This is a genomic window from Pseudomonas sp. KH_027 (genome assembly GCF_057838565.1).
The window spans coordinates 1,395,031-1,419,223 of sequence record NZ_CM174470.1 but is presented as its reverse complement, the minus strand read 5'-3'; the positions used below and the strand labels follow the sequence as shown (position 1 = coordinate 1,419,223).

General features: G+C 63.0%; 22 protein-coding genes. 14 read left to right on the top strand and 8 right to left on the bottom strand.

Annotated features, from left to right (window positions below):
- Window positions 1-60: 60 nt before the first annotated feature.
- The 5 genes from dapC to AC3IYG_RS06595 all read left to right on the top strand — a co-directional run bounded on the left by dapC (window position 61) and on the right by AC3IYG_RS06595 (window position 4,513).
- Window positions 61-1,257: a succinyldiaminopimelate transaminase gene (gene dapC / locus AC3IYG_RS06615; RefSeq protein ID WP_489312982.1), complete on the top strand. Its 1,197-nt coding sequence runs from the start codon at window positions 61-63 to the stop codon at window positions 1,255-1,257.
- 2 nt (window positions 1,258-1,259) lie between these two features.
- The gene (locus AC3IYG_RS06610; RefSeq protein WP_489312981.1) at window positions 1,260-1,607 is read left to right on the top strand and encodes an ArsC family reductase; all 348 of its coding nucleotides are present in this window, start codon (window positions 1,260-1,262) and stop codon (window positions 1,605-1,607) included.
- 122 nt (window positions 1,608-1,729) lie between these two features.
- The gene (gene dapD, locus AC3IYG_RS06605; protein WP_489312980.1) at window positions 1,730-2,764 is read left to right on the top strand and encodes a 2,3,4,5-tetrahydropyridine-2,6-dicarboxylate N-succinyltransferase; all 1,035 of its coding nucleotides are present in this window, start codon (window positions 1,730-1,732) and stop codon (window positions 2,762-2,764) included.
- Between the two features lie 133 nt (window positions 2,765-2,897).
- On the top strand, window positions 2,898-4,103 hold the full coding sequence (locus AC3IYG_RS06600) for an aminotransferase class V-fold PLP-dependent enzyme (protein WP_489312979.1): 1,206 nt from the start codon (window positions 2,898-2,900) through the stop codon (window positions 4,101-4,103).
- Window positions 4,100-4,513, top strand: a complete 414-nt coding sequence (locus tag AC3IYG_RS06595; protein WP_489312978.1) for a SufE family protein — start codon at window positions 4,100-4,102, stop codon at window positions 4,511-4,513. Before AC3IYG_RS06600 ends, AC3IYG_RS06595 begins: the two co-directional genes overlap by 4 nt.
- A gap of 87 nt (window positions 4,514-4,600) precedes the next feature.
- Here AC3IYG_RS06595 and tcdA read toward each other — a convergent pair whose 3' ends face one another.
- Entirely contained in the window at window positions 4,601-5,398 is a 798-nt protein-coding gene (gene tcdA, locus AC3IYG_RS06590; RefSeq protein WP_489312977.1) for a tRNA cyclic N6-threonylcarbamoyladenosine(37) synthase TcdA, read from the bottom strand.
- Window positions 5,399-5,559: 161 nt separating this feature from the next.
- Here tcdA and AC3IYG_RS06585 point away from each other — a divergent pair, with 161 nt between their 5' ends.
- The 5 genes from AC3IYG_RS06585 to AC3IYG_RS06565 all read left to right on the top strand — a co-directional run bounded on the left by AC3IYG_RS06585 (window position 5,560) and on the right by AC3IYG_RS06565 (window position 12,337).
- Window positions 5,560-6,711 carry an iron-containing alcohol dehydrogenase gene (locus AC3IYG_RS06585; protein WP_489312975.1) on the top strand — a complete coding sequence of 384 codons (1,152 nt, stop codon included), beginning with the start codon at window positions 5,560-5,562 and terminating at the stop codon, window positions 6,709-6,711.
- 254 nt (window positions 6,712-6,965) lie between these two features.
- Window positions 6,966-9,557, top strand: coding sequence for a glycosyltransferase (locus AC3IYG_RS06580; RefSeq protein ID WP_489312974.1), 2,592 nt, complete (start codon window positions 6,966-6,968; stop codon window positions 9,555-9,557).
- Window positions 9,558-9,916: 359 nt separating this feature from the next.
- A complete protein-coding gene (dapE, locus tag AC3IYG_RS06575; RefSeq protein WP_489312973.1) occupies window positions 9,917-11,068 on the top strand; it encodes a succinyl-diaminopimelate desuccinylase in 1,152 nt (383 codons plus the stop codon).
- A complete protein-coding gene (locus AC3IYG_RS06570; protein ID WP_489312972.1) occupies window positions 11,068-11,874 on the top strand; it encodes a putative RNA methyltransferase in 807 nt (268 codons plus the stop codon). Before dapE ends, AC3IYG_RS06570 begins: the two co-directional genes overlap by 1 nt.
- A 79-nt stretch (window positions 11,875-11,953) precedes the next feature.
- Window positions 11,954-12,337, top strand: coding sequence for a hypothetical protein (locus AC3IYG_RS06565; protein WP_489312971.1), 384 nt, complete (start codon window positions 11,954-11,956; stop codon window positions 12,335-12,337).
- Window positions 12,338-12,586: 249 nt separating this feature from the next.
- Here the strand turns inward: AC3IYG_RS06565 and AC3IYG_RS06560 are convergent, their stop codons facing one another.
- From AC3IYG_RS06560 to AC3IYG_RS06540, 5 genes are all read right to left on the bottom strand, one after another.
- A complete protein-coding gene (locus tag AC3IYG_RS06560; RefSeq protein WP_119955863.1) occupies window positions 12,587-12,796 on the bottom strand; it encodes a cold shock domain-containing protein in 210 nt (69 codons plus the stop codon).
- A 348-nt stretch (window positions 12,797-13,144) separates the two neighbouring features.
- The gene (locus tag AC3IYG_RS06555) at window positions 13,145-14,983 is read right to left on the bottom strand and encodes a GldG family protein (protein WP_489312970.1); all 1,839 of its coding nucleotides are present in this window, start codon (window positions 14,981-14,983) and stop codon (window positions 13,145-13,147) included.
- A 10-nt stretch (window positions 14,984-14,993) separates the two neighbouring features.
- A complete protein-coding gene (locus AC3IYG_RS06550) occupies window positions 14,994-15,728 on the bottom strand; it encodes an ABC transporter permease subunit (protein ID WP_489312969.1) in 735 nt (244 codons plus the stop codon).
- Window positions 15,725-16,663: an ABC transporter ATP-binding protein gene (locus AC3IYG_RS06545; protein ID WP_489312968.1), complete on the bottom strand. Its 939-nt coding sequence runs from the start codon at window positions 16,661-16,663 to the stop codon at window positions 15,725-15,727. The genes AC3IYG_RS06550 and AC3IYG_RS06545 overlap by 4 nt, the downstream gene beginning before the upstream one ends.
- Before the next feature lie 203 nt (window positions 16,664-16,866).
- Window positions 16,867-17,337, bottom strand: a complete 471-nt coding sequence (locus tag AC3IYG_RS06540) for a hypothetical protein (protein ID WP_489312966.1) — start codon at window positions 17,335-17,337, stop codon at window positions 16,867-16,869.
- 253 nt (window positions 17,338-17,590) lie between these two features.
- Between AC3IYG_RS06540 and plsB the strand changes: the two genes are divergently transcribed.
- From plsB to AC3IYG_RS06520, 4 genes are all read left to right on the top strand, one after another.
- Window positions 17,591-20,074 (top strand): glycerol-3-phosphate 1-O-acyltransferase PlsB, encoded by a 2,484-nt coding sequence (plsB, locus tag AC3IYG_RS06535; RefSeq protein ID WP_489312965.1) that lies wholly within the window; start codon window positions 17,591-17,593, stop codon window positions 20,072-20,074.
- A gap of 406 nt (window positions 20,075-20,480) precedes the next feature.
- Window positions 20,481-20,930: a hypothetical protein gene (locus AC3IYG_RS06530; RefSeq protein WP_489312964.1), complete on the top strand. Its 450-nt coding sequence runs from the start codon at window positions 20,481-20,483 to the stop codon at window positions 20,928-20,930.
- A gap of 54 nt (window positions 20,931-20,984) precedes the next feature.
- On the top strand, window positions 20,985-22,385 hold the full coding sequence (locus AC3IYG_RS06525) for a sensor domain-containing protein (RefSeq protein ID WP_489312963.1): 1,401 nt from the start codon (window positions 20,985-20,987) through the stop codon (window positions 22,383-22,385).
- Window positions 22,386-22,474: 89 nt separating this feature from the next.
- Complete coding sequence (locus tag AC3IYG_RS06520) at window positions 22,475-22,915, top strand: AraC family transcriptional regulator (protein WP_489312962.1); 441 nt, start codon at window positions 22,475-22,477, stop codon at window positions 22,913-22,915.
- 9 nt (window positions 22,916-22,924) lie between these two features.
- On the opposite strand, the gene AC3IYG_RS06515 is transcribed toward AC3IYG_RS06520, so the two are convergent.
- Both AC3IYG_RS06515 and AC3IYG_RS06510 read right to left on the bottom strand, forming a co-directional pair.
- Window positions 22,925-23,281, bottom strand: coding sequence for an MmcQ/YjbR family DNA-binding protein (locus tag AC3IYG_RS06515; protein ID WP_489312961.1), 357 nt, complete (start codon window positions 23,279-23,281; stop codon window positions 22,925-22,927).
- Between the two features lie 83 nt (window positions 23,282-23,364).
- Complete coding sequence (locus AC3IYG_RS06510) at window positions 23,365-23,772, bottom strand: GFA family protein (protein ID WP_489313852.1); 408 nt, start codon at window positions 23,770-23,772, stop codon at window positions 23,365-23,367.
- Window positions 23,773-24,193: the final 421 nt, after the last annotated feature.

The window sequence follows — 24,193 nt, the reverse complement described above, 5'->3', positions numbered from 1 at the left end:
GACCGCCTCGCACCGAACATGATCCACCGCAGCGCGCTGCGCTTAATTGACGCCCGAACCATGAATGACGCCCTGACGCACCTGCAGCCCTACCCCTTCGAGAAACTTCGCGTGCTGCTGGCCGGTGCCCAACCGCCGGCAAATAAACCGCCGATCGCCCTGTCGATCGGCGAGCCGAAGCACCGCTCGCCCGCCTTCGTCGCCGAAGCCCTGGCCAGCAATCTCGAACAGCTGGCGGTCTACCCGACCACTCTGGGCATCCCGGCCCTGCGTGAAGCCATCGCCCACTGGTGCACTCGGCGCTTCGAGCTGCCCGCCGACTGGCTGGACGCCGCACGGCATGTACTGCCGGTCAACGGCACCCGGGAAGCGTTGTTCGCCTTCACCCAGACCGTGGTGCAGCGTCGCCCCGACGCTCTGGTGGTCAGCCCCAACCCCTTCTATCAGATCTATGAAGGTGCCGCGCTGCTCGCCGGGGCCACGCCGCACTACCTGGCATGCCTGAGCGAAAACGGTTTCAACCCGGATTTCGACGCCGTGCCAGCCGATATCTGGCAGCGTTGCCAGATTCTGTTCCTTTGCTCGCCGGGCAACCCCACGGGTGCGCTGATTCCGCTGGAAACCCTGAAGAAGCTGATCCAGCTGGCCGACCAGTACGACTTCGTGATCGCCGCCGATGAGTGCTACAGCGAACTGTATTTCGACGAACAACAACCGCCCGCCGGGCTGCTGAGCGCCTGCGTCGCCCTGGGCCGCAGCGACTTCGCCCGCTGCGTGGTGTTCCACAGCCTGTCCAAGCGTTCCAACCTGCCGGGCCTGCGCTCAGGCTTCGTCGCTGGCGACGCCGACATTCTGAAATCTTTCCTGCTGTACCGTACCTACCACGGCTGTGCCATGCCGGTACAAACCCAGTTGGCCAGCGTCGCGGCCTGGAACGACGAAGCCCATGTGCGCGCCAACCGCGACCTGTACCGCGAAAAGTACGACGCCGTGCTGGATATCCTCACACCCGTGCTGGACGTGCAGCGCCCGGATGGCGGCTTCTACCTGTGGGCGAAAACGCCCATCGACGATGCCGAGTTCACCCGCGCACTGTTCGCCCGCGAACACGTGACCGTGGTGCCCGGCTCGTACCTGTCGCGCGAGGTCGATGGCCTGAACCCGGGCGCCGGGCGCGTGCGCATGGCCCTGGTCGCACCACTGGCGGAATGCGTCGAAGCCGCCCAACGTATCCGTGACTTTGTGAAAGGCCTTTGAACATGAGCATCACGCTTTACGGAATAAAAGCCTGCGACACCATGAAGAAGGCCCGCACTTGGCTCGACGAGCAGGGTGTGAGCTACAGCTTCCATGACTACAAAGCCGTTGGCATCGACCGCAGCAACCTGAGCAAGTGGTGCGCAGAACACGGCTGGGAAAGCGTGCTCAACCGCGCGGGCAGCACCTTTCGCAAACTGAGTGACGCGCAGAAAAGCGATCTCGACCAAAACAAAGCCATTGAACTGATGGTGGCGCAGCCCTCGATGATCAAACGCCCGGTCCTCGACCTGGGTGGCCGTACCCTGCTCGGCTTCAAACCGGACAACTACGCGGCAGCCTTTAAGTAAGCCGCCGAAGAACAAAACCCGCCAGGCCCGCAAAGCAAACGCCTGGCTAAAACGCTTTAACCGTGACCGCCAAAGGCTCCTTAGCCACGGCCTGAACCACCTATTTTGTTAGAGGAAATAGCATGTCCCACTCCCTATTCAGCCTGGGCTTCGGCGTCGGCACGCAAAACCGTCAAGGCAACTGGCTCGAAGTGTTCTATGCCCAGCCGCTGCTCAACCCGTCCGCCGAACTTGTGGCCAAGATCAGCGAAAAAATCGGCTACAACGGCGGCAACCAGGCACTCAGTTTCAACACCAGCCAAGCCACCGAGCTGGCCGACCTGCTCAAGGGCGTCGATGCTGCCCAGGCCGCGTTGCTCACCCGCCTGGCCGAAAGCCACAAACCACTGGTCGCCACCCTGATCGCCGAAGACGCGGCACTGACCTCGACCCCCGAGGCCTACCTCAAGCTGCACCTGCTCTCCCATCGTCTGGTCAAGCCCCACGGCCTGAACCTCACCGGGATCTTCCCGCTGCTGCCGAACGTGGCCTGGACCAGCCAGGGCGCCGTAGACCTGGTCGAGCTGGCCGAACGTCAGCTGGAAGCGCGCCTGAAAGGCGAGCTGCTGGAAGTCTTCTCGGTGGACAAGTTCCCGAAAATGACCGACTACGTGGTACCGGCCGGCGTACGCCTGGCGGACAGCTCGCGCATCCGTCTGGGTGCCTATGTCGGTGAAGGCACCACCGTGATGCATGAAGGCTTCGTCAACTTCAACGCCGGCACCGAAGGCCCAGGCATGATCGAAGGCCGTGTTTCCGCTGGCGTATTCGTCGGCAAAGGCTCGGACCTGGGTGGCGGCTGCTCGACCATGGGCACCCTGTCCGGTGGCGGCAACATCATCATCAGCGTGGGCGAAGGCTGCCTGATCGGCGCCAACGCCGGCATCGGCATCCCCCTGGGCGATCGCAACACCGTCGAGTCCGGCCTGTACATCACCGCGGGCACCAAAGTCGCCCTGCTGGACGACCAGAACCAACTGGTGAAAGTGCTCAAAGCCCGCGAGCTGGCCGGCCAGCCCGACCTGCTGTTCCGCCGCAACTCGCAAACCGGCGCCGTGGAGTGCAAAACGCACAAATCCGCCATCGAGTTGAACGCCGCGCTGCACGCTCACAACTAACAGGCCCGCAACTAACCAGGCCGCGACAAGCGTAGGGTGGGTTAGGCCGTAGGTCGCAACCCACCACCCATAAGCCAAACGACCAAGGGTGGGTTACGCCGCCGGCACGGCTAACCCACCCTACGGATTCGATATGTCCCTAGCCTCCCCCTGGCGCGCCGACTTCCCGGCACTTGCCGCACTTGAAGCCGAAGGCCAGACCTACCTGGACAGCGCCGCGACGGCGCAAAAGCCACAGGCTGTGCTCGACGCCCTGCTCGGCTACTACGCCAAGGGTGCCGCCAATGTGCATCGGGCCCAGCATCTGCCCGGTGAACGTGCGACCCGCGCCTTCGAGGATTCGCGCAAAAAGATCGCTGAGTGGCTGAATGCCGCCAGCCCTAACGAAATCATCTTCACCCGCGGTGCGACCGAAGCGTTGAACCTGCTGGCTTACGGGTTGCAGGAACAACTCCAGGCCGGCGATGAAATCGTCATCAGCGCCCTGGAACATCACGCCAATCTGCTGCCCTGGCAACAGCTCGCGCAACGCCGTGGCCTCAAACTGCTGATTTTGCCGCTGGACTCAAACGGGCTGATCGATCTGCCCGCCGCGCAGCACCTGATCGGCCCACGTACCCGTCTGCTCGCCGTCAGCCAACTGTCGAACGTACTGGGCAATTGGCAACCCGTGAGCGAGCTGCTGGCCCTGGCCAAGGCCCACGGAGCCCTGACAGTAGTGGACGGCGCCCAAGGTGCGGTGCATGGTCGTCATGCCCTGCAAGCACTGGGCTGCGACTTCTACGTGCTGTCCAGTCACAAGCTCTATGGCCCGGATGGCGTTGGTGTGCTCTATGGCCGCGCGTCGGCGTTGCAGCAGCTGCAACCTTGGCAATTCGGCGGTGAAATGCTGCTGCACACCGACTACCACTCGGCCAAGTTTCGCCCTGCGCCACTGGGTTTCGAAGCGGGAACGCCAGCGATTGCCGCAGTGATCGCCCTCGGTGCGACGCTCGACTACCTCGACACCCTTGATCCCGTGGCGGTCAGCCGGCACGAAGCCGCGCTGCACAGCGAGCTGTTGGCCGGTCTGCAGGCACGCACCGGCGTGCGCCTGCTCGGCACGCCACAAGTGGCCCTGGCCAGCTTCGTGGTCGAAGGCATCCACAGCGCCGACTTGGCGCACCTGCTCACCGAACAGGGCATCGCCGTACGCGCCGGCCATCATTGCGCCATGCCGCTGCTGAAAAGCCTCGGCCTGCCCGGGGCGATTCGCGTGTCGCTCGGCCTGTATAACGATGGCCGCGATCTGCAACGTTTCTTCAGCGCCCTGGATCACGCCCTGGAACTGTTGCGATGAGCCTGCCGGATGCCGCCCAGGCCGCGCTGCAGGCCTTTACCCAGCCCGCAAGCTGGGAGCAGCGCGCACGATTACTGATGCAGTGGGGCGAGCAGTTGCCCGCACTGAACGACGAGCAGCGCAGTGACCAGTACCGCGTGCATGGCTGCGAAAGCCAGGTCTGGCTGAGCGGCACCGTGCAGGATGGCCACTGCCGGTTCCGCGCCGGCAGCGATGCGCGCCTGATCCGTGGCCTGCTGGCGCTGCTGCTGGCCCGGGTCAACGGTTTGTCGGCGGCGGAACTGGCCAATGTGGACCTGGCGGATTGGTTCACCCAGCTGGGCCTGGCCCGCCACCTGTCGCCATCGCGCAGCAACGGCCTGAATGCCGTACTGCAACGGATGCGCGAACTGGCCGCCCGCCTGGACTGAAGAGCGCAGCACCGAAGCCAAGCCTGGCTTGCTGTGCGCCCTTGCAGTGCAGGCTGGGCTTCGCGCGGCTCAGCCCAACCTGTGCACTCAGCGTTCCGATGGTCGGCGCGCGCCGGCCACCAGTTTGTCGACCGCCTTGGCCGCGGCGACCATGCCGAAGGTCGCGGTCACCATCATCACCGCGCCGAAACCACCGGCACAGTCGAGCTTGACCCCCTCGCCGACGAAACTCTTCTGCAGGCAGATGCCGCCATCCGGCTTCGGGTAACGCAGTTGCTCGCTGGAAAACACACAGGGCACGCTGTAGTGGCGACCCGGCGTGCGGGAAAAACCATAGTCGCGGCGCAGGGTCGAACGCACGGATGAGGCCAGCGGGTCGTTGAACGTCTTGTTCAGGTCGCCGACCTGGATCAGCGTCGGATCGATCTGCCCACCGGCGCCACCCGTGGTGATGACCTGAATCTTGCGCCGCTTGCACCAGGCGATCAGCGCAGCCTTGGCGGCGACGCTGTCGATGCAGTCGACCACGCAATCCATGTGCGGCGTGATGTACGCGGCCATGGTCTCGCGGGTGACGAAATCGCTCACCGCATGCACCACGCACGCCGGGTTGATGGCCCGAATGCGCTCGGCCATCACCTCAACCTTGGGCTGGCCGATGGCGCCCTGCAGTGCATGGATCTGCCGATTGGTGTTGGTCACGCAGACATCGTCCAGATCGAACAGCGAAATCTCGCCAACGCCACTGCGGGCCAGGGCTTCCGCGACCCAGGAGCCGACCCCGCCGATGCCCACCACCGCCACATGGGCGGCGTTCAGCCGCGCCAGTCCCATCTGGCCGTAAAGCCGGGCGATACCGCCAAATCGTTGCTCGTCTGTACTCATCACACACCTCAGCGTTGCCTTGCCCGTCATCTGCCGCGCAGGCCGGCGCGCATTATAGGAAGGCGCGCCGGCGGCCCCAAGCCCTGCGCGGCGCCGGCCGGCTGTTTTTCTACCGATGGCTGACGCTATAGTCAGCGGCATAACGATAAAAGGAATGGGCCATGCGTAACTTCAGCTTCTATAACCCGACCAAGATTCACTTCGGCGAAGGCCAGATCGCCAAGCTCAACAAGGAAATCCCCGCCGGCAGCCGGGTGCTGGTCACCCACGGCGGCGGCAGCATCTTCCAGAACGGCGTCTGGGAGCAGGTGGAAGCCGCGCTGGCCGGCTACAGCGTCAGCCGTTTCGGTGGCATCGAAGCCAACCCGCAATTCGATACCCTGGTCCGCGCGGTCGAACAGGGCAAGGCCGAACGTTGCGACTTCATCCTCGCGGTCGGCGGCGGCTCGGTGATCGACGGCAGCAAGTTCATCGCCGCGGCCTTGAGCTACGCCGGCGACCCCCTCGACCTGCTCACCGGGACCCGCGTACACGCCGCGCTGCCGATGGGTTGCGTGCTGACTCTGGCGGCGACCGGTTCGGAGAGCAACCCCCATGGCGTGATCACCCATGTGGCGCGCCAGGAAAAACTCTCGTTCTCCAGCGCCCTGCTCTATCCGCGTTTCGCCATACTCGACCCGCGCACCACCTTCAGCCTGCCGGCCAAGCAGATCGGCAACGGCGTGGTCGACGCCTTCGTGCATACCCTCGAGCAGTACCTGACCTTCCCGGTCGATGCACCGCTGCAGGACCGCTACGCCGAAGGCCTGTTGCTGACCCTGATCGAGGAGGGCCCGAAGGCGCTGGCCAACCTCGAGGACTACAACGTCCGCGCCAACCTGATGTGGTGCGCCACCCAGGCGCTCAACGGCCTGCTCGGCTGCGGCGTGCCGCAGGACTGGGCGACCCATATGATCGGCCACGAGCTGACCGCGCTGTATCACCTCGATCATGCGCAAACCCTCGCCGTGGTGCTGCCGGCCCTGCTCGGCGAGCGCCGCGAGAGCAAGCGCGCCAAACTGCTGCAATATGCCGCGCGGGTCTGGCAGATCGAGCAGGGCGACGAGGAACAACGCATCGACGCGGCCCTCGCCGCCACCCGCAGTTTCTTCCAGCGCATGGGGGTGCCGACCAGCCTGTCCGAGCACGGCCTCGACGCCGAGGTGATACCGCAAATACTGGCGCAGCTGGAACGGCACAACATGATCAAACTCGGCGAGCATCGCGATATCGACCTGGCGGCCAGCGAGCGCATACTTCTGCGGGCGCTGTGAAACACCTCGGTCGTTAAAAACTGTTTAACTGTGGGTGGCCGCAGCCAGCGGCAGCGGGTCGGAAAACAGCCGGGCGACCGCGCCGGCCAGCGAACTTCTGCAGCCCTGCGCTGACCAAGGCTAGCAGGCTGCGTCTCCATGCAGTGCCGCGCCGCTGGCGGGAGCTATACAGCCATTTGACGCCGGAGTAGGATGCGCGCCGACCGGCGCTCGCCGGCATGTCCCCGTTCCACCCTTTGGAACCTGAAACGTCTATGTCATCGCGTAAATTTGGACTCAACCTGGTGGTCTTCGTGGCAATCGCCGCGTTGTTCACCGGCATCTGGGCACTTTATAACCGCCCGGTAACCGCCCCCGACTGGCCCGAGCAGATCTCCGGCTTCTCGTTCTCGCCGTTCCGCCTGGATCAGAATCCACAGAAGGATCAGTACCCGAGCGACGAGCAGATGCGCCAGGATCTCGAGCTGCTGAGCAAGCAGACCGACAGCATCCGCACCTACTCGGTGGACGGCAGCCTGGGCGATATCCCACGCCTCGCCGAAGAATTCGGCCTGCGGGTGACCCTTGGCATCTGGATCAGCCCGGACGAGGAGCGCAACGAGCGCGAGATCGCCCGCGGCATCGAGATCGCCAACTCCTCGCGCAGCGTCGTGCGGGTGGTGGTGGGCAACGAAGCGCTGTTCCGCCGCGAGGTCACCACCAAGCAGCTGAGCGTGTTCCTCGACCGCGTCCGCGCTGCCGTCAAAGTTCCGGTGACCACCTCCGAGCAGTGGCACATCTGGGAGAAATACCCACAACTGGCCAACCACGTCGACCTGATCGCCGCGCACGTCCTGCCCTACTGGGAATTCATCCCGATGGAGGACTCGACCCAGTTCGTCCTCGATCGCGCCAAGGACCTGAAAAAACTCTTCCCGAAAAAGCAGCTGCTGCTTTCCGAAGTGGGCTGGCCGAGCAACGGCCGCATGCGTGGCGGCGCCGATGCGACCCAGGCCGACCAGGCGATCTACCTGCGTACGCTGGTCACCACCCTGAACGCCAAGGGCTACAACTACTTCGTCATCGAGGCCTTCGACCAACCGTGGAAAGCCAGCGATGAAGGCTCGGTAGGCGCCTACTGGGGCGTGTACAACGCCGCCCGCCAGCCGAAGTTCGCCTTCGAAGGCCCGGTCGTGGCCATTCCGCAGTGGCGCGTACTGGCCATCGGTTCGGTGGTGCTGGCCATGCTCGCCCTGGCCTTGCTGCTGATCGACGGCAGCGCCCTGCGCCAACGCGGCCGCACCTTCCTGACCTTCGTCGCCTTCGCCGGCGGCTCGGTGCTGGTGTGGATCGGCTACGACTACAGCCAGCAATACAGCACCTGGTTCAGCCTCACGGTCGGCCTGTTGCTCGGGGTTGGCGCGATTGGCGTGTTCATCGTGCTACTGACCGAGGCTCATGAGCTGGCCGAGGCGGTGTGGACCCATAAACGCCGCCGGCCATTCACCCCGGTGATCGGCGACAGCGCCTACCGGCCCAAGGTCTCGATCCACGTGCCGTGCTACAACGAGCCGCCGGAGATGGTCAAACAGACCCTCGACGCGCTGGCCAACCTGGATTACCCAGACTTCGAAGTCATCATCATCGACAACAACACCAAGGACCCGGCGGTCTGGGAACCGGTGCAGGCCTATTGCGAACAGCTCGGCCCACGCTTCAAGTTCTACCATGTCGCACCGCTGGCCGGCTTCAAGGGTGGCGCGCTGAACTACATCCTGCCGCACACCGCGCCGGACGCCGAAGTGGTGGCGGTGATCGACTCGGACTACTGCGTCGACCGCAACTGGCTCAAGCACATGGTGCCGCACTTCGCCGACCCGAAAATCGCCGTGGTGCAATCGCCGCAGGACTACCGCGACGGCAAGGAAAGCACCTTCAAGAAGCTCTGCTACGCCGAATACAAGGGTTTCTTCCACATCGGCATGGTGACGCGCAACGACCGCAACGCGATCATCCAGCACGGCACCATGACCATGATCCGCCGTACCGTGATGGACGAATTGAAGTGGGCCGACTGGACCATCTGCGAAGATGCCGAACTGGGCCTGCGGGTATTCGAGAAAGGCTATTCCGCCGCCTACGCCTACGACAGCTTCGGCAAGGGCCTGATGCCGGACACCTTCATCGACTACAAGAAGCAGCGCTTCCGCTGGGCCTACGGCGCCATTCAGATCATGAAAGGCCATGCCGCCAGCCTGTTCCGTGGCAAAGACACCGAACTCAAGCGCGGCCAGCGTTACCACTTCGTCGCCGGCTGGCTGCCGTGGGTCGCCGATGGCCTGAATATCTTCTTCACCATCGGTGCGCTGCTCTGGTCCGCGGCGATGATCATCGTGCCGCAGCGGGTCGACCCGCCGTTGCTGATTTTCGCCATTCCGCCGCTGGCGCTGTTCTTCTTCAAGTTCGGCAAGATCGTGTTCCTCTACCAGCGCGCGGTCGGCGTCAACCTGAAGGATGCGTTCTGCGCGGCACTGGCCGGTCTGGCGCTGTCGCACACCATCGCCAAAGCGGTGCTGTACGGCTTCTTCACCACCAGCATCCCGTTCTTCCGCACGCCGAAGATGCGTTCCAGCCACGGTTTCATGGTGGCGATGGCCGAGGCTCGCGAAGAAGTCTTCATCATGCTGCTGTTGTGGGGCGCGGCGATCGGCATCGGCATCGTCCAGGGCTTCCCCAGCGCGGACGTGAAGTTCTGGGTCGCCATGCTCCTGGTCCAGTCGCTGCCGTACCTGGCGGCGCTGATCATGGCGCTGCTGTCGTCCTTGCCTAAACCGATGGAAACAGCGGAAGTGGCGCTGCAAGAGTAAGTCCGTAGGGTGGGTTAGCCAGGGGTGTTTGGCCCGGACACATGGGCGTAACCCACCATGGTTCAACAAGCGGCACGGCCCTGGGAAATGGTGGGTTACGCCGCTACGCGACTAACCCACCCTACGAACCTGAACGGCGGCCATTGGCCGCCGTTTTTGTTGCTGCGCGCCAATCGTTGCAACCACGAAAAACCCGTAGGCGCGGGCCATGCCCGCGACAGGCGGTTCGCGGGCATGGCCCGCGCCTACGTACAGCGCCCGTCGCCAGATTCAACCGGCCTCAGCTCTGCGCCCCTGTTGAAGCACATATTGCTAGAATGGCGCCCTTCTCGACCGAACACCGCTGCCGGAGCCGCTTGATGACTGCCCTTTCGCCCACGCTTTCGCCCACCCTCGAACTGGCCTGCGACCTGATCCGCCGTCCTTCCGTGACGCCCGAGGACGCCGACTGCCAGGCGTTGATGATCAAGCGCTTGAGCGCCCTGGATTTCGCGGTGGAGCCGATGCGCATCGAAAACGTCGACAACTTCTGGGCCACCCACGGTGGCGAAGGTCCGGTACTGTGCTTCGCCGGGCATACCGACGTGGTGCCGACCGGCCCGCTGCAGGCCTGGCAGCACCAGCCGTTCGATGCCCTGATCGACGAGCACGGCATGCTGTGCGGGCGCGGCGCGGCGGACATGAAGGGCAGCCTGGCGTCGATGATCATCGCCGTGGAGCGCTTCGTCGCCGAATACCCGCAACACAAGGGCGCCATCGCCTTTCTGATCACCAGCGATGAGGAAGGTCCGGCCCACCACGGCACCAAGGCCGTGGTCGAGCGCCTGGCAGCCCGCGGCGAGCGGCTAGACTGGTGCATCGTCGGCGAACCGTCGAGCACCTCCCTGGTCGGTGACGTGGTCAAGAATGGCCGCCGCGGCTCCCTCGGCGCCAAGCTGACGGTGCGCGGCGTGCAGGGCCATGTGGCCTACCCGCACCTGGCGAAGAACCCGATTCACCTGGCCGCCCCGGCGCTCAGCGAACTGGCCGCCGAGCATTGGGACGATGGCAATGCCTTCTTCCCGCCGACCAGCTTCCAGATCTCCAACCTCAACGCCGGCACCGGCGCGACCAACGTCATTCCGGGTGAGTTGGAGGCGGTGTTCAACTTCCGCTTCTCCACCGAATCCACGGTGGAAGGCCTGCAACAGCGGGTCGCCCGCATTCTCGACAAGCATGGCCTGGACTGGCATGTGGAGTGGGCGCTGTCCGGCCTGCCGTTCCTCACCGAACCGGGCGAGTTGCTCGACGCCGTGGCCGCCAGCATCAAGGCCGTCACTGGCCGCGAGACCACCCCCTCCACCAGCGGCGGCACCTCGGACGGGCGCTTCATCGCCACCCTCGGCACCCAGGTGGTCGAGTTGGGGCCGGTCAATGCCACCATCCACCAGATCAACGAACGGGTACTGGCCAGCGATCTCGACGTGCTGACCGAGATCTACTATCAGACCCTGGTGAAGTTGCTCGCCTGATGCTGACCTGTCCGATCTGCGCAGCGCCCTTGAGCGCCGTCGATAACGGCGTGGCCTGCCCGGCCAATCACCGGTTCGACCGCGCGCGCCAGGGCTACCTCAACCTGTTGCCGGTGCAGCACAAGAACAGTCGCGACCCCGGCGACAACCTGGCGATGGTCGAGGCGCGGCGGCGCTTTCTCGACGGCGGTCACTACGCACCGCTGGCCCGGCGCCTGGCCGAGTTGGCCGCCGAACGCGCGCCGGCGCGCTGGCTGGATATCGGCTGTGGCGAGGGTTATTACACCGCGCAACTGGCCAGCGCCCTGCCGGCAGCCGACGGCTACGCCCTGGATATCTCCCGCGAGGCGGTCAAGCGTGCCTGCCGGCGCGACCCGGGCCTGACCTGGCTGGTGGCGAGCATGGCGCGCATTCCGCTGGCGGATGCCAGTTGCCAGTTCCTTGCCAGCGTGTTCAGCCCGCTGGACTGGCAGGAGGCCAAACGCCTGCTCGCCCCCAGTGGCGGCCTGATGCGCATCGGCCCGACCAGCGAGCATCTGATCGAGCTGCGCGAAAAGCTCTACGACGAAGTGCGCGACTACAGCGACGACAAGCACCTGGCCCTGGTGCCTGAAGGCATGCAGCAGGCCCATAGCGAGGTGCTGCGCTTCACCTTGCACCTCGCTACGGCCCAGGCGCGTGCCGACCTGCTGGCCATGACTCCGCACGGCTGGCGCGCCAGTGCCGAGCGCCGTGCCATGGTCATCGAACAGCCGTTAGAGGTCACGGTGGCGGTGCGCTACGATTGGTTTCAACTCGATCGGTAACCCAGCGGATGCCGGCAGGCGATAGCGAACAACGGAACATCCACGACTGGACTGTTCAAACGATTAAGAGAGGATTGCCATGCGCCAACCTGATATCGAGATCTACCTGAAGGACGCCGACCACACTGCCATCGCCAGTTGGCTGAGCGCAGTGCTCGGCCCTTGCACGGAATGGCGGCAACAGGGCCAGACCTACAAGTGCGACATCGACAGCGCGGCCGGCGTGATCCCGCTGACCTGGCTGCCCAAGGCCGTGGGCAAGTGGCACAGCCTGTACCTGGAAAGCGACTCGACACCCTGGGCCGACGACCTCGCCTGCGCCCGTGCAGCCTTTGCCGCCCTGGGTGTCGAGGTGCGCTGCGCACCGGGCGGTTGGAGCGAAGAGGAAAGCGAGGAAACCGCCGACCGCTGGATCAGGATCAGCGCCGACGGCGAAGAAGAAATCACCTGGCACACGTCCTAACGCCGATAAAGCCATGGTGAGCAGTTGTGGGGCCTATGAACCCTGTGATGGCTTCGAGGACTGTGGGAGCGCGGCTTCAGCCGCGATTGCTTTTAGCTCAAATCGCGGCTGAAGCCGCTCCCACAAAGCAAATCTGGTCAGCTCAGCTCAGCTCAGCTCAGCTCAGGCCATTACGCACCGCACAAACAACAAAGGCCCGTCATTGACGGGCCTTTGTTTTTAACGAGCGCTAGAACCTGAGGGAAGGTTTCAGGCTTTAGTCACATCTTCGGCCTGCGGGCCTTTCTGACCATCGATAACAGCGAACTCGACACGCTCACCTTCGTTCAGGGAGCGGTGGCCTTCGCCGCGAATGGCGCGGTAGTGAACGAAAACATCGGCGCCACTTTCACGCTGAATGAAGCCATAGCCTTTGGAATCATTGAACCACTTAACGGTTCCAGTCTCACGATCAGCCATTACAACTTTCTCCAACTCGCATTTTATTATTGCCTCTTGACGAGGTATCGACGGATCAGCAAAAGCGTACGACTTGGACAGCTTACTCAGGCCAAACCCCGCCTGGATCGGCTATCTCGCAGCACGCACTAAACGTGACCACCGCCGGAGTATAAAACAAGCGCAAGTCCTGCCAAGGACTTTTTCGGTAATGGCGGAAAGCCACGGAGAATAGGCCTTAGAGCCCTACTCCCAGTGAATTCACAGCCCCTTCGAATGCCCATTTGCCAACCCCGCACTCGCCGCTGCTCGAGCAAACCCTGGGGTGCGCAGGCGCACCCCAGGCCAAGCCCATGGCCAGCAAGCCCATCAGGCCTGGCGGCGCCGACGCCACACCCACAAGGCCAGCACGGCCAAGGTCAGCAGCAACGGCACCAGGGCGATGTTGATGAACTTCAAGGTACGACCCAGCGCCTCGATATCGGCATTCAACTGGTAGCGTACTTCACGCAGCTCTTTGCGCAGGGTCACCCGCTCTTGCAGGAACTGCTGCACGGTGGCTTGCTGTTCCGGCGTCAGCTCCTGGGTCTTGCTCGGGTCCTGGGCCTGCTGCAGAGCCGCGAGCTTCTGCTCGGTGTCGGCCAAGCGCGTCTGCAGGGTCTCCTCCTTCTGGCGGAACTGCACTTCGGCGTCGCGCTGCAGGGACTCCACCACGCTGAACGGGCGGCTGAAGCGACCACGCGAACGCACGCTGATCAGCGCATCGGAGCCGGCCAGGTTATCCAACGCGTTGATCGCGAAGGTGGCGTTATCCGCCCACGGCTGTGGCACCCGCTGGCCGAACATTTCCTGCACCTGCACCCACATGCGATCGCTCAGCAGGTCGGTATCGGCCACAGCGATGACGTTGATGTTCGCCGCCTCCTTCAGGCCATCCTTGCGCCCCTCGATGCCGTTGGGAAAGGCGCTCTGTGCCGCGCCGCTGATCCGCGCGGCGACGGCATAGCGCTCGCCGGTCGGTTGCAGCTCGCGAATCAGTTCTTCGGGATTGCGCAGCGTGCCAAAACGCTGGGCGTCGAACGGCATGGCGTATTGCGAACTCTGAATCAGCGGCATGAAACGGGTCTTGGCCCCTTCCACCGGCTCGAGGATACCGGCGGTGGCCAGCGTGATGGTTTCCAGGCCGGCGGTGCTGACGTCGGTCTGGTCCAGCGCCGCCTGTGGCAGGCTCAGCCAGCCGGCATGGCGGACCGCCCGCTGCCCCTCGCCCATGCTCACCGACATGGCGTAGGAGCCATCGCCGAGCACCTTGCCCGGCACCAAGCGCACGCCCCAGGCCTTGAACAGCGGTTCGAGGTCGGAGGCCTTGTCTGCGCCCGGCATCTCACCCGGCAGAGACATGCCGGTGTCCGCTTCACTGTAAGGATCGACGAACACCAACAGCTTTCCGCCCCGCAGCACGAACTGGTCGATGGCGTAGAGGGTCGGCTGTGGCAGCTGCTTGGGATGCACCAGCAGCAATACCGAAACCGTTTCCGGGATCTGGTCGATGCCCGGTTTGAGGCTCTCGACCTTGAACTGCTGACGTATCTCCTCCATCACCATCCAGGCCGGGGTCGGCTGGCGGGCCTGCATATCGAAGCCGCCGTTGAGTTGCAGGGTGGACAGCACGCCGACCAACGGTCGCTCAGGCTTGGCCAGGCTTTGCACCAGACGGCTGATGTCGTATTCGAGGAACTCCTCATTATCGAGCGGGAAGAAGGGAATCACCTCCCGGCCCTCCGCGCCACTGGTACCGGCCAGGCCGAAGTAGGCCTGTTCGCCGGCCTGATTCAGCGGCACGGCCTGCAAGCCATACTGCGCCGCCTGGTCTTCCTGCTCCGAGAACGGTTGCGGGTCGATGACATGCAGCTTGAGCTTGCCATCCGCCGCCCGCTCGTAGGCCTTGAGCATCTCCTCGACCCGCTTGGCGTAGTTGCGCAGGACCACCAGGTCCTTGGTGCTTTTGTCCGAGTAGAAGAAGTACAGATCGATCGGCTTATCGATCTCGGCGAGGATTTTCTTGGTGCCGGCGGAAATGGTGTAGAGCTTCTGCTCGGTCAGATCCAGCCGGCTGTCGGTCAGGGTCAGGCTGGAGAACAGGTTGAAGGCTAAAAATGCCAGGGCGATCAGCAGAAGCCCGGCGCCGGAATACATCAACTTTTTCATGCGGGCGTCCTCAGTCGGCTTTCTTCAGATCGACGACCACCGCGGTGGCGGTCAGCCAGGCGGCGATCAGGGTGACGAAATACAGCAGATCGCGCAGATCGATCACGCCCTTGCTGATGGCATCGAAGCGGGTCAGAAAACTCAGCGAAGCCACCGAGTCCAGCAGCCACTGCGGCGCCCAGCCACTGAACGCATCCAGCACCAGCGGCAAGCCGCTGACGATGAACAGGAAGCAGGCACTGACCGTGAGGATGAAGGCGATCACCTGGTTCTTCGCCAACGCCGACATGCACGAGCCGATCGCCAGGTAGGCGCCGGCCAGCAGCCAGCTGCCGATATAACCGGTAAGGATCGCGCCGTTATCCGGCTCGCCCAGGTAGTTGACGGTGAGCACCATCGGAAAGGTCAGCAGCAGCGCCAGGCCGGCAAAGGCCCAGGCGGCAAGGAACTTGCCGAGCACCGCTTCGGCACGGGTGATCGGCAGCGTCATCAACAGCTCGATGGAACCGGATTTGCGCTCCTCCGCCCACAGGCGCATGGCAATCGCCGGCACCAGGAACAGATAGAGCCAGGGGTGGAAACTGAAGAACGGCGCGAGATTGGCCTGGCCGCTCTCGTAGAAACCGCCGAGGTAGAAGGTGAATACCCCGGACAGCACCAGGAAAATCAGGATGAACACATAAGCCAGCGGCGTGGCGAAATAGCTCGCCAGCTCGCGCTTGAACAATACCGGCAACTGCTTCATACCGCCTCCCCGCGCGTCAGTGTGCGGAACACTTCGTCCAACCGACCGCGCTCGACATTCAGCTCCTTGACCGCCCAGCCCCGCTGGCCGAGCAAAGCATTGACCTGCGGAAAAATCACCTGCCCTGGCTGCGCCAGCACTGTCAGGCCGTGTTCGAGTTCGTTGACCTCCACCCCCGCCACACCGGGCAGCGCCGCAAACGCGGCCTGGTCCAACGCCTCGGCGCCGACCAGCGTGACCGCCTGGTGGTAGCGCGAACGGCTTTCCAGCTCGAACGGCGTGCCGTCGGCCAGCAGCTTGCCGTGGGCGATCACCACCGCACGGGTGCAGACCGCCGTCACTTCCTCGAGGATGTGGGTCGAGATGATCACGATCTTGTCTTTTGCCAGGTTGCGGATCAGCCCGCGCACCTGGTGCTTCTGATTGGGGTCGAGGCCGTCGGTGGGCTCGTCGAGAATCAGCACTTTCGGGTCGTGCAGAATCGCCTGGGCCAGGCCGACGCGGCGCTTGAAGCCCTTGGACAGGGTGTCGATGGTCTGATTGAGCACCTGTTCCAGTTCGACCTGGGTCACGGCCGTCGCGACGCGCTGTTGCTTCGCCTTACCCTTGAAACCGCGGATCTCGGCGATGAATTCGAGAAAGCCTTTGACCGTCATGTCGCCATAGCACGGCGCGCCTTCCGGCAAATAGCCGATCTGCTGCTGGGCCTTGAGCGTCTGCGTGCGGATATCGAAACCGAGGATGCTCGCCGTGCCGGACGTCGGCGTCAAAAAACCGGTGAGCATCTTCATGGTGGTGGACTTACCGGCGCCGTTCGGCCCGAGAAACCCCAACACCTCCCCTTCTTGAACGCGGAAGGACAAATCGTCCACCGCCAGTTTGCCCACCGCCGAACGCTGGGCGAATCGCTTTGTTAGATTTCTTATCTCGATCATGGTCGCTCGCCATTTTCGGTAAAGACCCCAACCACTCTGATCACGGGGCCCGTAAGGACCCATCTCGACCCCAGGGAAACCCAGCGGAGACAGGCTGCCAAAATGCCGCCGGACTATATGAAGCCCTCGGCGCCATTGCAAGACAGCCTGCCACCCTGACCGTTACACAGAGTGTTTCCGCAAATGACTGTATAACTCGTCGGTCAAGGTGTGACCTGATAGCCGCGCCCTTGCAGACAGCTGGAATAGGCCGCCGGGTCAACTCCACTGGTGGTCGTTGGTTCCTCGCGACGCTCCTCTCTACGATCCTGCCGCTGGCGCGAGCCGCCGACCACGGCTCCTACCGCTGCAGTCTCCTTGGCGCGATTCTGGCGGTATTCCTGCTGCACATCCTCGTCGACCCGGTCGTACACTTCCTCATGTTGGTTTCCGCGCACCTGCGCCCCAACAGCGCCGGCGGCGGCACCGGCCGCGGCGCCGCGCAGCCGCCCACCGGTCTGGGGTGTGCTGGTGGTACTGCCGGTGGAGCCGGCAGCAATACTCTGGCAATCCGCCACATCCTGCTGGACCTGCTGGGAACTCTGCCCCTTCAAAGGCACTACTGTTTCAGCCTGCGCCTGGGCATAGGCTCCCGATAAGGCAACGCACAGAAAAAGCGATGAAAACCTGTTCATAGCAACCTCCTCAAAGACCATGGGCTACACACCGTCACCAGAGCGGCAACCACACTACAATCACCCGCTAATCACCCGCTGAGTGGAAACGGCAGGTTTAAAGGATAGTTTCCAGTCGGCCGCGAGTTGCGGAAAATCCAGAGCAACTCGCGCTGAACGTCAGCGCATATGGCTTTTGCCGCCGGACGGTGGATGCGGCACACTAGCCGCCCCGAGCAGACGCTCGTTTTTCGACTCGACCAGCAGACGCCGTATGACCCGTTCCCCGCTTCGCCGCCTCGTGTTTGGCACCCTGCGCCGCCTTCTTTACCTCTGGGTGCGCTCGGAAACCATCAATCAGTCCGCCTTCACCTTGAAGCTCGACCGCAGCAAACCGGTACTGTATGTGCTGCAGCAGCCGTCGCTCAGCGACCTGGCCGTGCTCGACACCGAGTGCCAGAAGGCCGGCCTGCCACGCCCGGTGCGGCCGGTAACCGTCGGCGAACTGGTGGAACCGGCGGCCTTCTTCTACCTGAGCCCCGAGCCCGACTGGTTCGGCCGGCAGGACAAACGCGGCAGCTCGCCGACCCTGGTTCGCCTGGTCAGCGCGATCAACCAGCATGCCGTCGAAGACGCGCAGATCGTGCCGGTCAGCGTGTTCTGGGGGCAGTCACCGGATCGCGAAACCAGCCCCTGGAAGCTGTTGTTCGCCGACAGCTGGGCGGTCACCGGGCGCCTGCGCCGCTTGATCAGCATTCTGATTCTCGGCCGCAAGACCCGCGTGCAGTTCTCCGCGCCCATCCACCTGCGCGAACTGATCGAACAGGACAAAGGCCACGAACGCACCTTGCGCATGGTCCAACGCCTCCTGCGCGTGCACTTTCGCAACCAGAAATCGGCGGTCATCGGCCCGGACGTATCCCACCGGCGCAACCTGGTCAAAGGCCTGATCCACGGCCCACTGGTGCGCCAGGCCATCAGCGAGGAAGTCGAGCGCGAGAAAATCCCGGTCGAGAAAGCCGAGGCCCTGGCCCTGCGCTACGGCAACGAGATCGCCTCGGACTACACCTATACCGCGATCCGCTTCCTTGAAGTGGTGCTCAGCTGGTTCTGGAACAAGATCTACGACGGTATCAAGGTCAACCATATCGAAGGCGTGCAGGACGTCGCCCAGGGCCATGAGGTGATCTATGTGCCCTGCCACCGCAGCCATATCGACTACCTGCTGCTGTCCTACCTGCTGTTTCGCAACGGTTTGACCCCGCCGCACATCGCCGCCGGCATCAACCTCAACATGCCGCTGATCGGCAGCCTGTTGCGCCGTGGCGGTGCCTTCTTCATGCGCCGCACTTTCAAGGGCAACCCGCTGTACACCGCGGTATTCAACGAATACCTGCACACCCTGTTCAGCAAGGGTTTTCCGGTCGAGTACTTCGTCGAAGGCGGCCGCTCGCGTACCGGGCGCATGCTGCAACCAAAGACCGGCATGCTGGCCATCACCCTGCGCAGCTTCCTGCGCTCCAACCGCCTGCCGGTGGTGTTCGTGCCGGTCTATATCGGCTACGAGCGTGTGCTGGAGGGCCGTACCTACCTCGGCGAGCTGCGCGGCGCGAGCAAGAAGAAAGAGTCGATCTTCGACATCTTCAAGGTCATCGGCGCCCTCAAGCAGCGCTTTGGCAGCGTCTGGGTCAACTTTGGCGAACCGATCAAGCTGGCTGAATTCCTCGACCAGGACCAGCCCGGCTGGCGCGAGCAGGAACTGGGCCCGCAATATCGCCCGGCCTGGCTGAGCGACACCACCAACCGCCTCGCCGAACGCGTCGCCCAACACCTGAACGAAGCCGCCGCGATCAACCCGGTCAACCTGGTGGCCCTGGCGCTGCTATCGACCAGCAAACTGGCCCTGGATGAGCGCGCCCTGACCCGCGTGCTCGACCTGTACCTGACCCTGCTGCGCAGCGTGCCCTACTCGCCGCACACCACCCTGCCCGAAGGCGACGGCCAGGCGCTGATCGAATATGTGCAGGGCATGCAACTGCTCGCCGAACAAAAGGATGCCCTCGGCAAAATCCTTTACCTCGACGAGCAGAACGCGGTGTTGATGACCTACTACCGCAATAACGTGCTGCACATCTTCGCCCTGCCGGCGCTGCTCGCCAGCTTCTTCCAGAGCAGCGCGCGGATGAGCCGCGAGCAGATCCTGCGCTACACCCGCGCGCTCTACCCCTACTTGCAGTCCGAGCTCTTTATCCGCTGGAGCCTGGATGAACTGGATGCGGTGGTCGATCAGTGGCTGGCGGCCTTCGTCGCTCAGGGTCTGCTCAAGTTCGAGGCCGACGTCTATGTACGACCGGCGCCCAGCTCGCGGCATTTCGTCCTGCTGACCCTGCTCTCGCGCGCCATCGCCCAGACCTTGCAGCGCTTCTATATGGCCATCGCCTTGCTGCTCAACGCCGGCCAAAACGCCATCAGCGCCGAGGAACTGGAAGACCTCTGCACCGTCATGGCCCAGCGCCTGTCGATCCTGCATGGCCTGAATGCCCCGGAGTTCTTCGACAAGAGCCTGTTCCGCCACTTCATCCAGACGCTGCTGGACCTCGGCGTGCTGCGCCAGGACGAAGCCGGCAAACTGAGCCATCACAAGCTGCTCGGCGAACTGGCCGAAGGCGCGGCCAAACGCGTGCTGCCGGCCGAGATTCGCCTGTCGATCCGCCAGGTGGCGATGGATCGCAGCGAGGATGCGCCAGAGCCGCTTTAACCCTACCCGCCCGCCAGTGCCGCGCAGAAGCGGTACTGGCGGGGCCTGGATGCCTGCCGCGCAGATATCGGGGGCTTGCCGGGATGAGAGCTACGCCGGGGTTAATCGCCCCTGACGACGCGGGATACTCGACGCCCTCAACGCCGTGTTCGGCGCCTGAAGCCTGACCTCTACTCAGCTACGAAGGTGCTGTGGACAGGGTGATGGCAAATCAGTAGCGTCGCAGGGGTGAGGCCAATCCGTTCGGGCTTGCTACCCTTCTCATATCTGTCGTCAAGATGTGTCACGCTGGCAGCAAGCACAGCCGGCAATGCACAGAGGCACAGACGGGCAAGAGGCGTTATCGGCAACCGGCGGCGCATAAGAACGCCTGCCGTGTCGTCTTACTTACAGGTAGATGCCCCAAGTGCAAACCGTTGCGAAGTACCCGCTGTTCTGGTGGCGCTGGCTGGTAGCGGCAACCATCGTCGTGATCCTCTTCGGCATCAGCATGGTGCTGGCTCCGGGGCTTATCCGTCAGGGTTTCAGCCTGACCCTCTATGCCACCCCTGAGCATATAGACACCTTCGGCACCGAGGCCGTCGCCTACATCGCGCTCGTGCATGCCATCCTGGGTGCCGTTATGTTCGGTTGGGGCTTTGCCCTGCTCTACACGCTGCTCGGCCCTTTTCGGCGCGGCTCTCGGGAAGGCTGGCAAACCCTCGCGGTTTCCATCGCCGCCTGGATCATTCCGGACACCGCGTTCTCGCTCTGGTCCGGCTTCTGGCAGAACGCCGTGCTCAACCTGGCCTTTGCACTGCTGTTCGCCGTGCCACTTGCAGCCACTTACCGTGCCTGCCATAAAGCATGTACCTGACCGGCCCAAAGTCCGAGACATAACGCTTAACTTTCCCAGGCGGTATGCTTGCCCATGGCAACAAAAAACTACGCACCCTTGGCCAGTTTTATAGACCTGCTGCTCGACGCGATCTGCATTGTCGATGCCGAGGGGCGCTTTGTATTTGTCAGCGCTGCCTGCGAACGCATTTTCGGCTACACGCCAGAGGAAATGATCGGCAGGGCCATGATCGAGATGGTGGTGCCCGAGGACAGGGCAAGAACCCTGAACGCGGCCAACGAGATCATGTCAGGGCAGCCCAAGCCCTATTTCGAGAACAGTTACCTACGCAAGGATGGGCAAGTCGTCCGCATCATGTGGTCGGCTCGCTGGTCGGAGGTCGATCAACTGCGAATCGGGGTGGCGCGCGACATCACCGAACGCAAACAGGCCGAGTCGATGCAAGCCGCGCTCTATGCCATTTCCGAAGCCGCGCACGCCGCCGAGGATCTGCTGACCCTGTTTCAGCGCATTCATCAGATCATCGGCGAGTTGCTGCCAGCCGCGAACTTCGCCGTCGCGCTGCACGATGAGAAGAATGACCAGCTGAGCTTTCCTTACCAAGTAGACGAGCATGACCAGACCCCCGCCGCGCAAAAGCCGGCCGCCGGCACGCTCAGCGCAGAAGTGATCCGCACCGGGCAGCCGCTGCTGCTGACACCCGAAACGCTGAGCGAGCTTCCCGAGCGCTTGCGAGCCGCGATAACCAGGAATTCGCTGTGCTGGCTGGGCGTCCCGCTCAACTCGCAAAAAGGCACCATCGGCGCGCTGGTGGTCAAGAGCTACTCGGGCGGTGCGCGCTACAACGAAAAGGATAAGGAACTGCTGCAGTTCGTTTCCACCCAGGTGGCCGCCGCCATCGAACGCAAACAGCTGCACGCCCGACTGCAGCACATGGCGCAATACGATCAACTGACCAACCTGCCCAACCGCGCCCTGCTGCATGACCGGCTGAAAAGCGCGTTCGCCAGGGCGCGGCGGGAACAAGGGCGATTCGCCCTGCTCTACCTCGACCTGGACAAATTCAAGCAAGTGAACGACAGCTTCGGTCACACCGCAGGCGATCTACTGCTGCAAGAGGTGGCCAAGCGCCTCAAGCAGTGCGTGCGCGAAGCGGATACGGTCGCGCGCATCGGCGGCGACGAATTCGTGGTGCTGCTCGACAATATCCAACAATCGCAACACGCCTCGGTCGTGGCGGAAAAGATTTGCAGCGCGCTCAATCAGCCCTTGGACATCGGCGGCCACCGCCTGCAGATTCTGCCGAGTATCGGAGTCGCGCTCTATCCCGAGCATGGCGCCGAAGCGCAACAACTGCTTAAGCATGCCGATGAAGCCATGTACTTGGCGAAAAGGAACGGCGGAAACCGCTTTCAGATGCAGCTCGGGCCAAACCCTGCCGGTGACGATGCCAGGACAGAATCGCCGGCATAACCGCCTGGGCTTTTCCCTGCGCTCACGTCATCCGCCTCGCTCATGGGGACCGCCTTCAGTGGCCCCTTAGCCAAATCGCCAGGTGCCACATGGTTGCGCGAAACAACCGCTCGGAATACGAAAGCCGAATGCATCCTCGCTGTTCTGGCAAAAATACGTATTACCCATGGGCGGTCACGAACGATCTGCTTGAACGACCGCGCTACGGCATCAGCCACGACGACCCCGGCATCACAGCGGCGGAGCAATGCCGGTACGATGCCTGCGCGGAGGTTGCGGCGGACTTCGTTGCCTCAGGAGACGCATTCAAGGCAAGCATCCCAGGCGGCAGGTATGCGGTGCTCGTCTTCAAGGGGCAAGCCGAACAGATAGTCGAGGCCTGGGCCGCGCTGCTCCGGGACTGGCTACCCTCCAGCGGGCTTCAGCTCGATGCCCGTCCATGCTTCGAGCACTACCCGAAAGACGCAACCTATGCCCCCCAAACCGGGACGTTCGAGTGCGAGTTATGCATTCCCGTGGTTGCGCTCTGATGGTCACAGCTATCCAATCAGCTTGTCTCTACGCGCTTGGCTGAGAGCCCCCAAGGCTTTCTTGTATGACCACTCAATCAACTCGGCCAAATACACGGCCGGCACGCTGCGGGTATCGACGATTGTCACCCAATGGTATCGGGCCATGTACCTCGCCGGCTTGATCCCAGAAACATCCGTCAGCTCAACGAAGCGATCAGGCGTCACCCGGATGCTAAAGCGCCATTTTTCCGGGTCGCTGGTTTTGAAGTAGGCAAAGTTTTTGCCGCCGACGGAGTAGACGAGAACGTTACTTGGATGCCCATGCAGCTGGGCGGTAGCGCCCGGGAAGCGGCCGCAAAAATCCTTGAGCTGTGTCGGGTCCATGGCTGTTGGGTGAGAGCCTAAGGTTTGAAATGAGCGAGCCGGCGCATGGCCTACTGCGTTTGAGTGAGTTGTTGACCCGACGCTCATGAAAACGGTGGAAGCTCTGGATGGCGAGGCAAAGCGTCTGCGTACTCAACCCAGGACAGATGCTCGTTGTACCAGTAATGCAACGTCGGCTTAACCGACTCCGGGGTATCGAGGCTGCCGATAGTGAGGTCGATCAACGCTGGCAGGAAGGTAGCCGTGAAGCTGATTTGAGTGCCACAGCATTCGCAGAAACCACGCTTTGCGTCCGATGATGAAGCGTAGGCTTTCACCTTTCCTTTGCTGAAACGCACCTGGCTTTCATGGAACATGGCCCAGGCAACGGCCGGTGCTGCGTTGGCCCGACGACACATTGAGCAGTGGCAGATTGCAGCGAGAATTGGCGTGCCTGTGACTTCATAACGCACTTCATCGCACTGGCAACCGCCCTCAAGTCTTTGCTCCATCACCTTTCAAGCTCCTCCGATAAACCAGCCACGCCTATGCAACATCATGTCGCGCGTGCCCGCGATGTGATGCGCTATAGCATTCTTAATTGTCCAATCAGCCTTTTATCCTCAGGCAGGGCACTGCAAACGAGACACTGCTCAAGCGGATTTTGCAGCAAGCCAAGCAACGCTAGTAAAACTTCGTAGTTTGTCCACCGAGCGCTTGCTGAAGATGAGACCCGGCTGCGTGAGGCGCGACCTGGTGGGGTGGTGTTCTGTCACCCAGTAAGCGACGTTTCAATCCACGCCCTGCGTGAGGCGCGACCTTGCCCACTTAATAACTCGGCGACAGCTATAAGAAAAACCCTTCAGTTCCGCGAACCGCCGCCAAGACCGCGAATAAGTGGGCTTCGGTATTTCACCGAAAGAATTAAGCTCA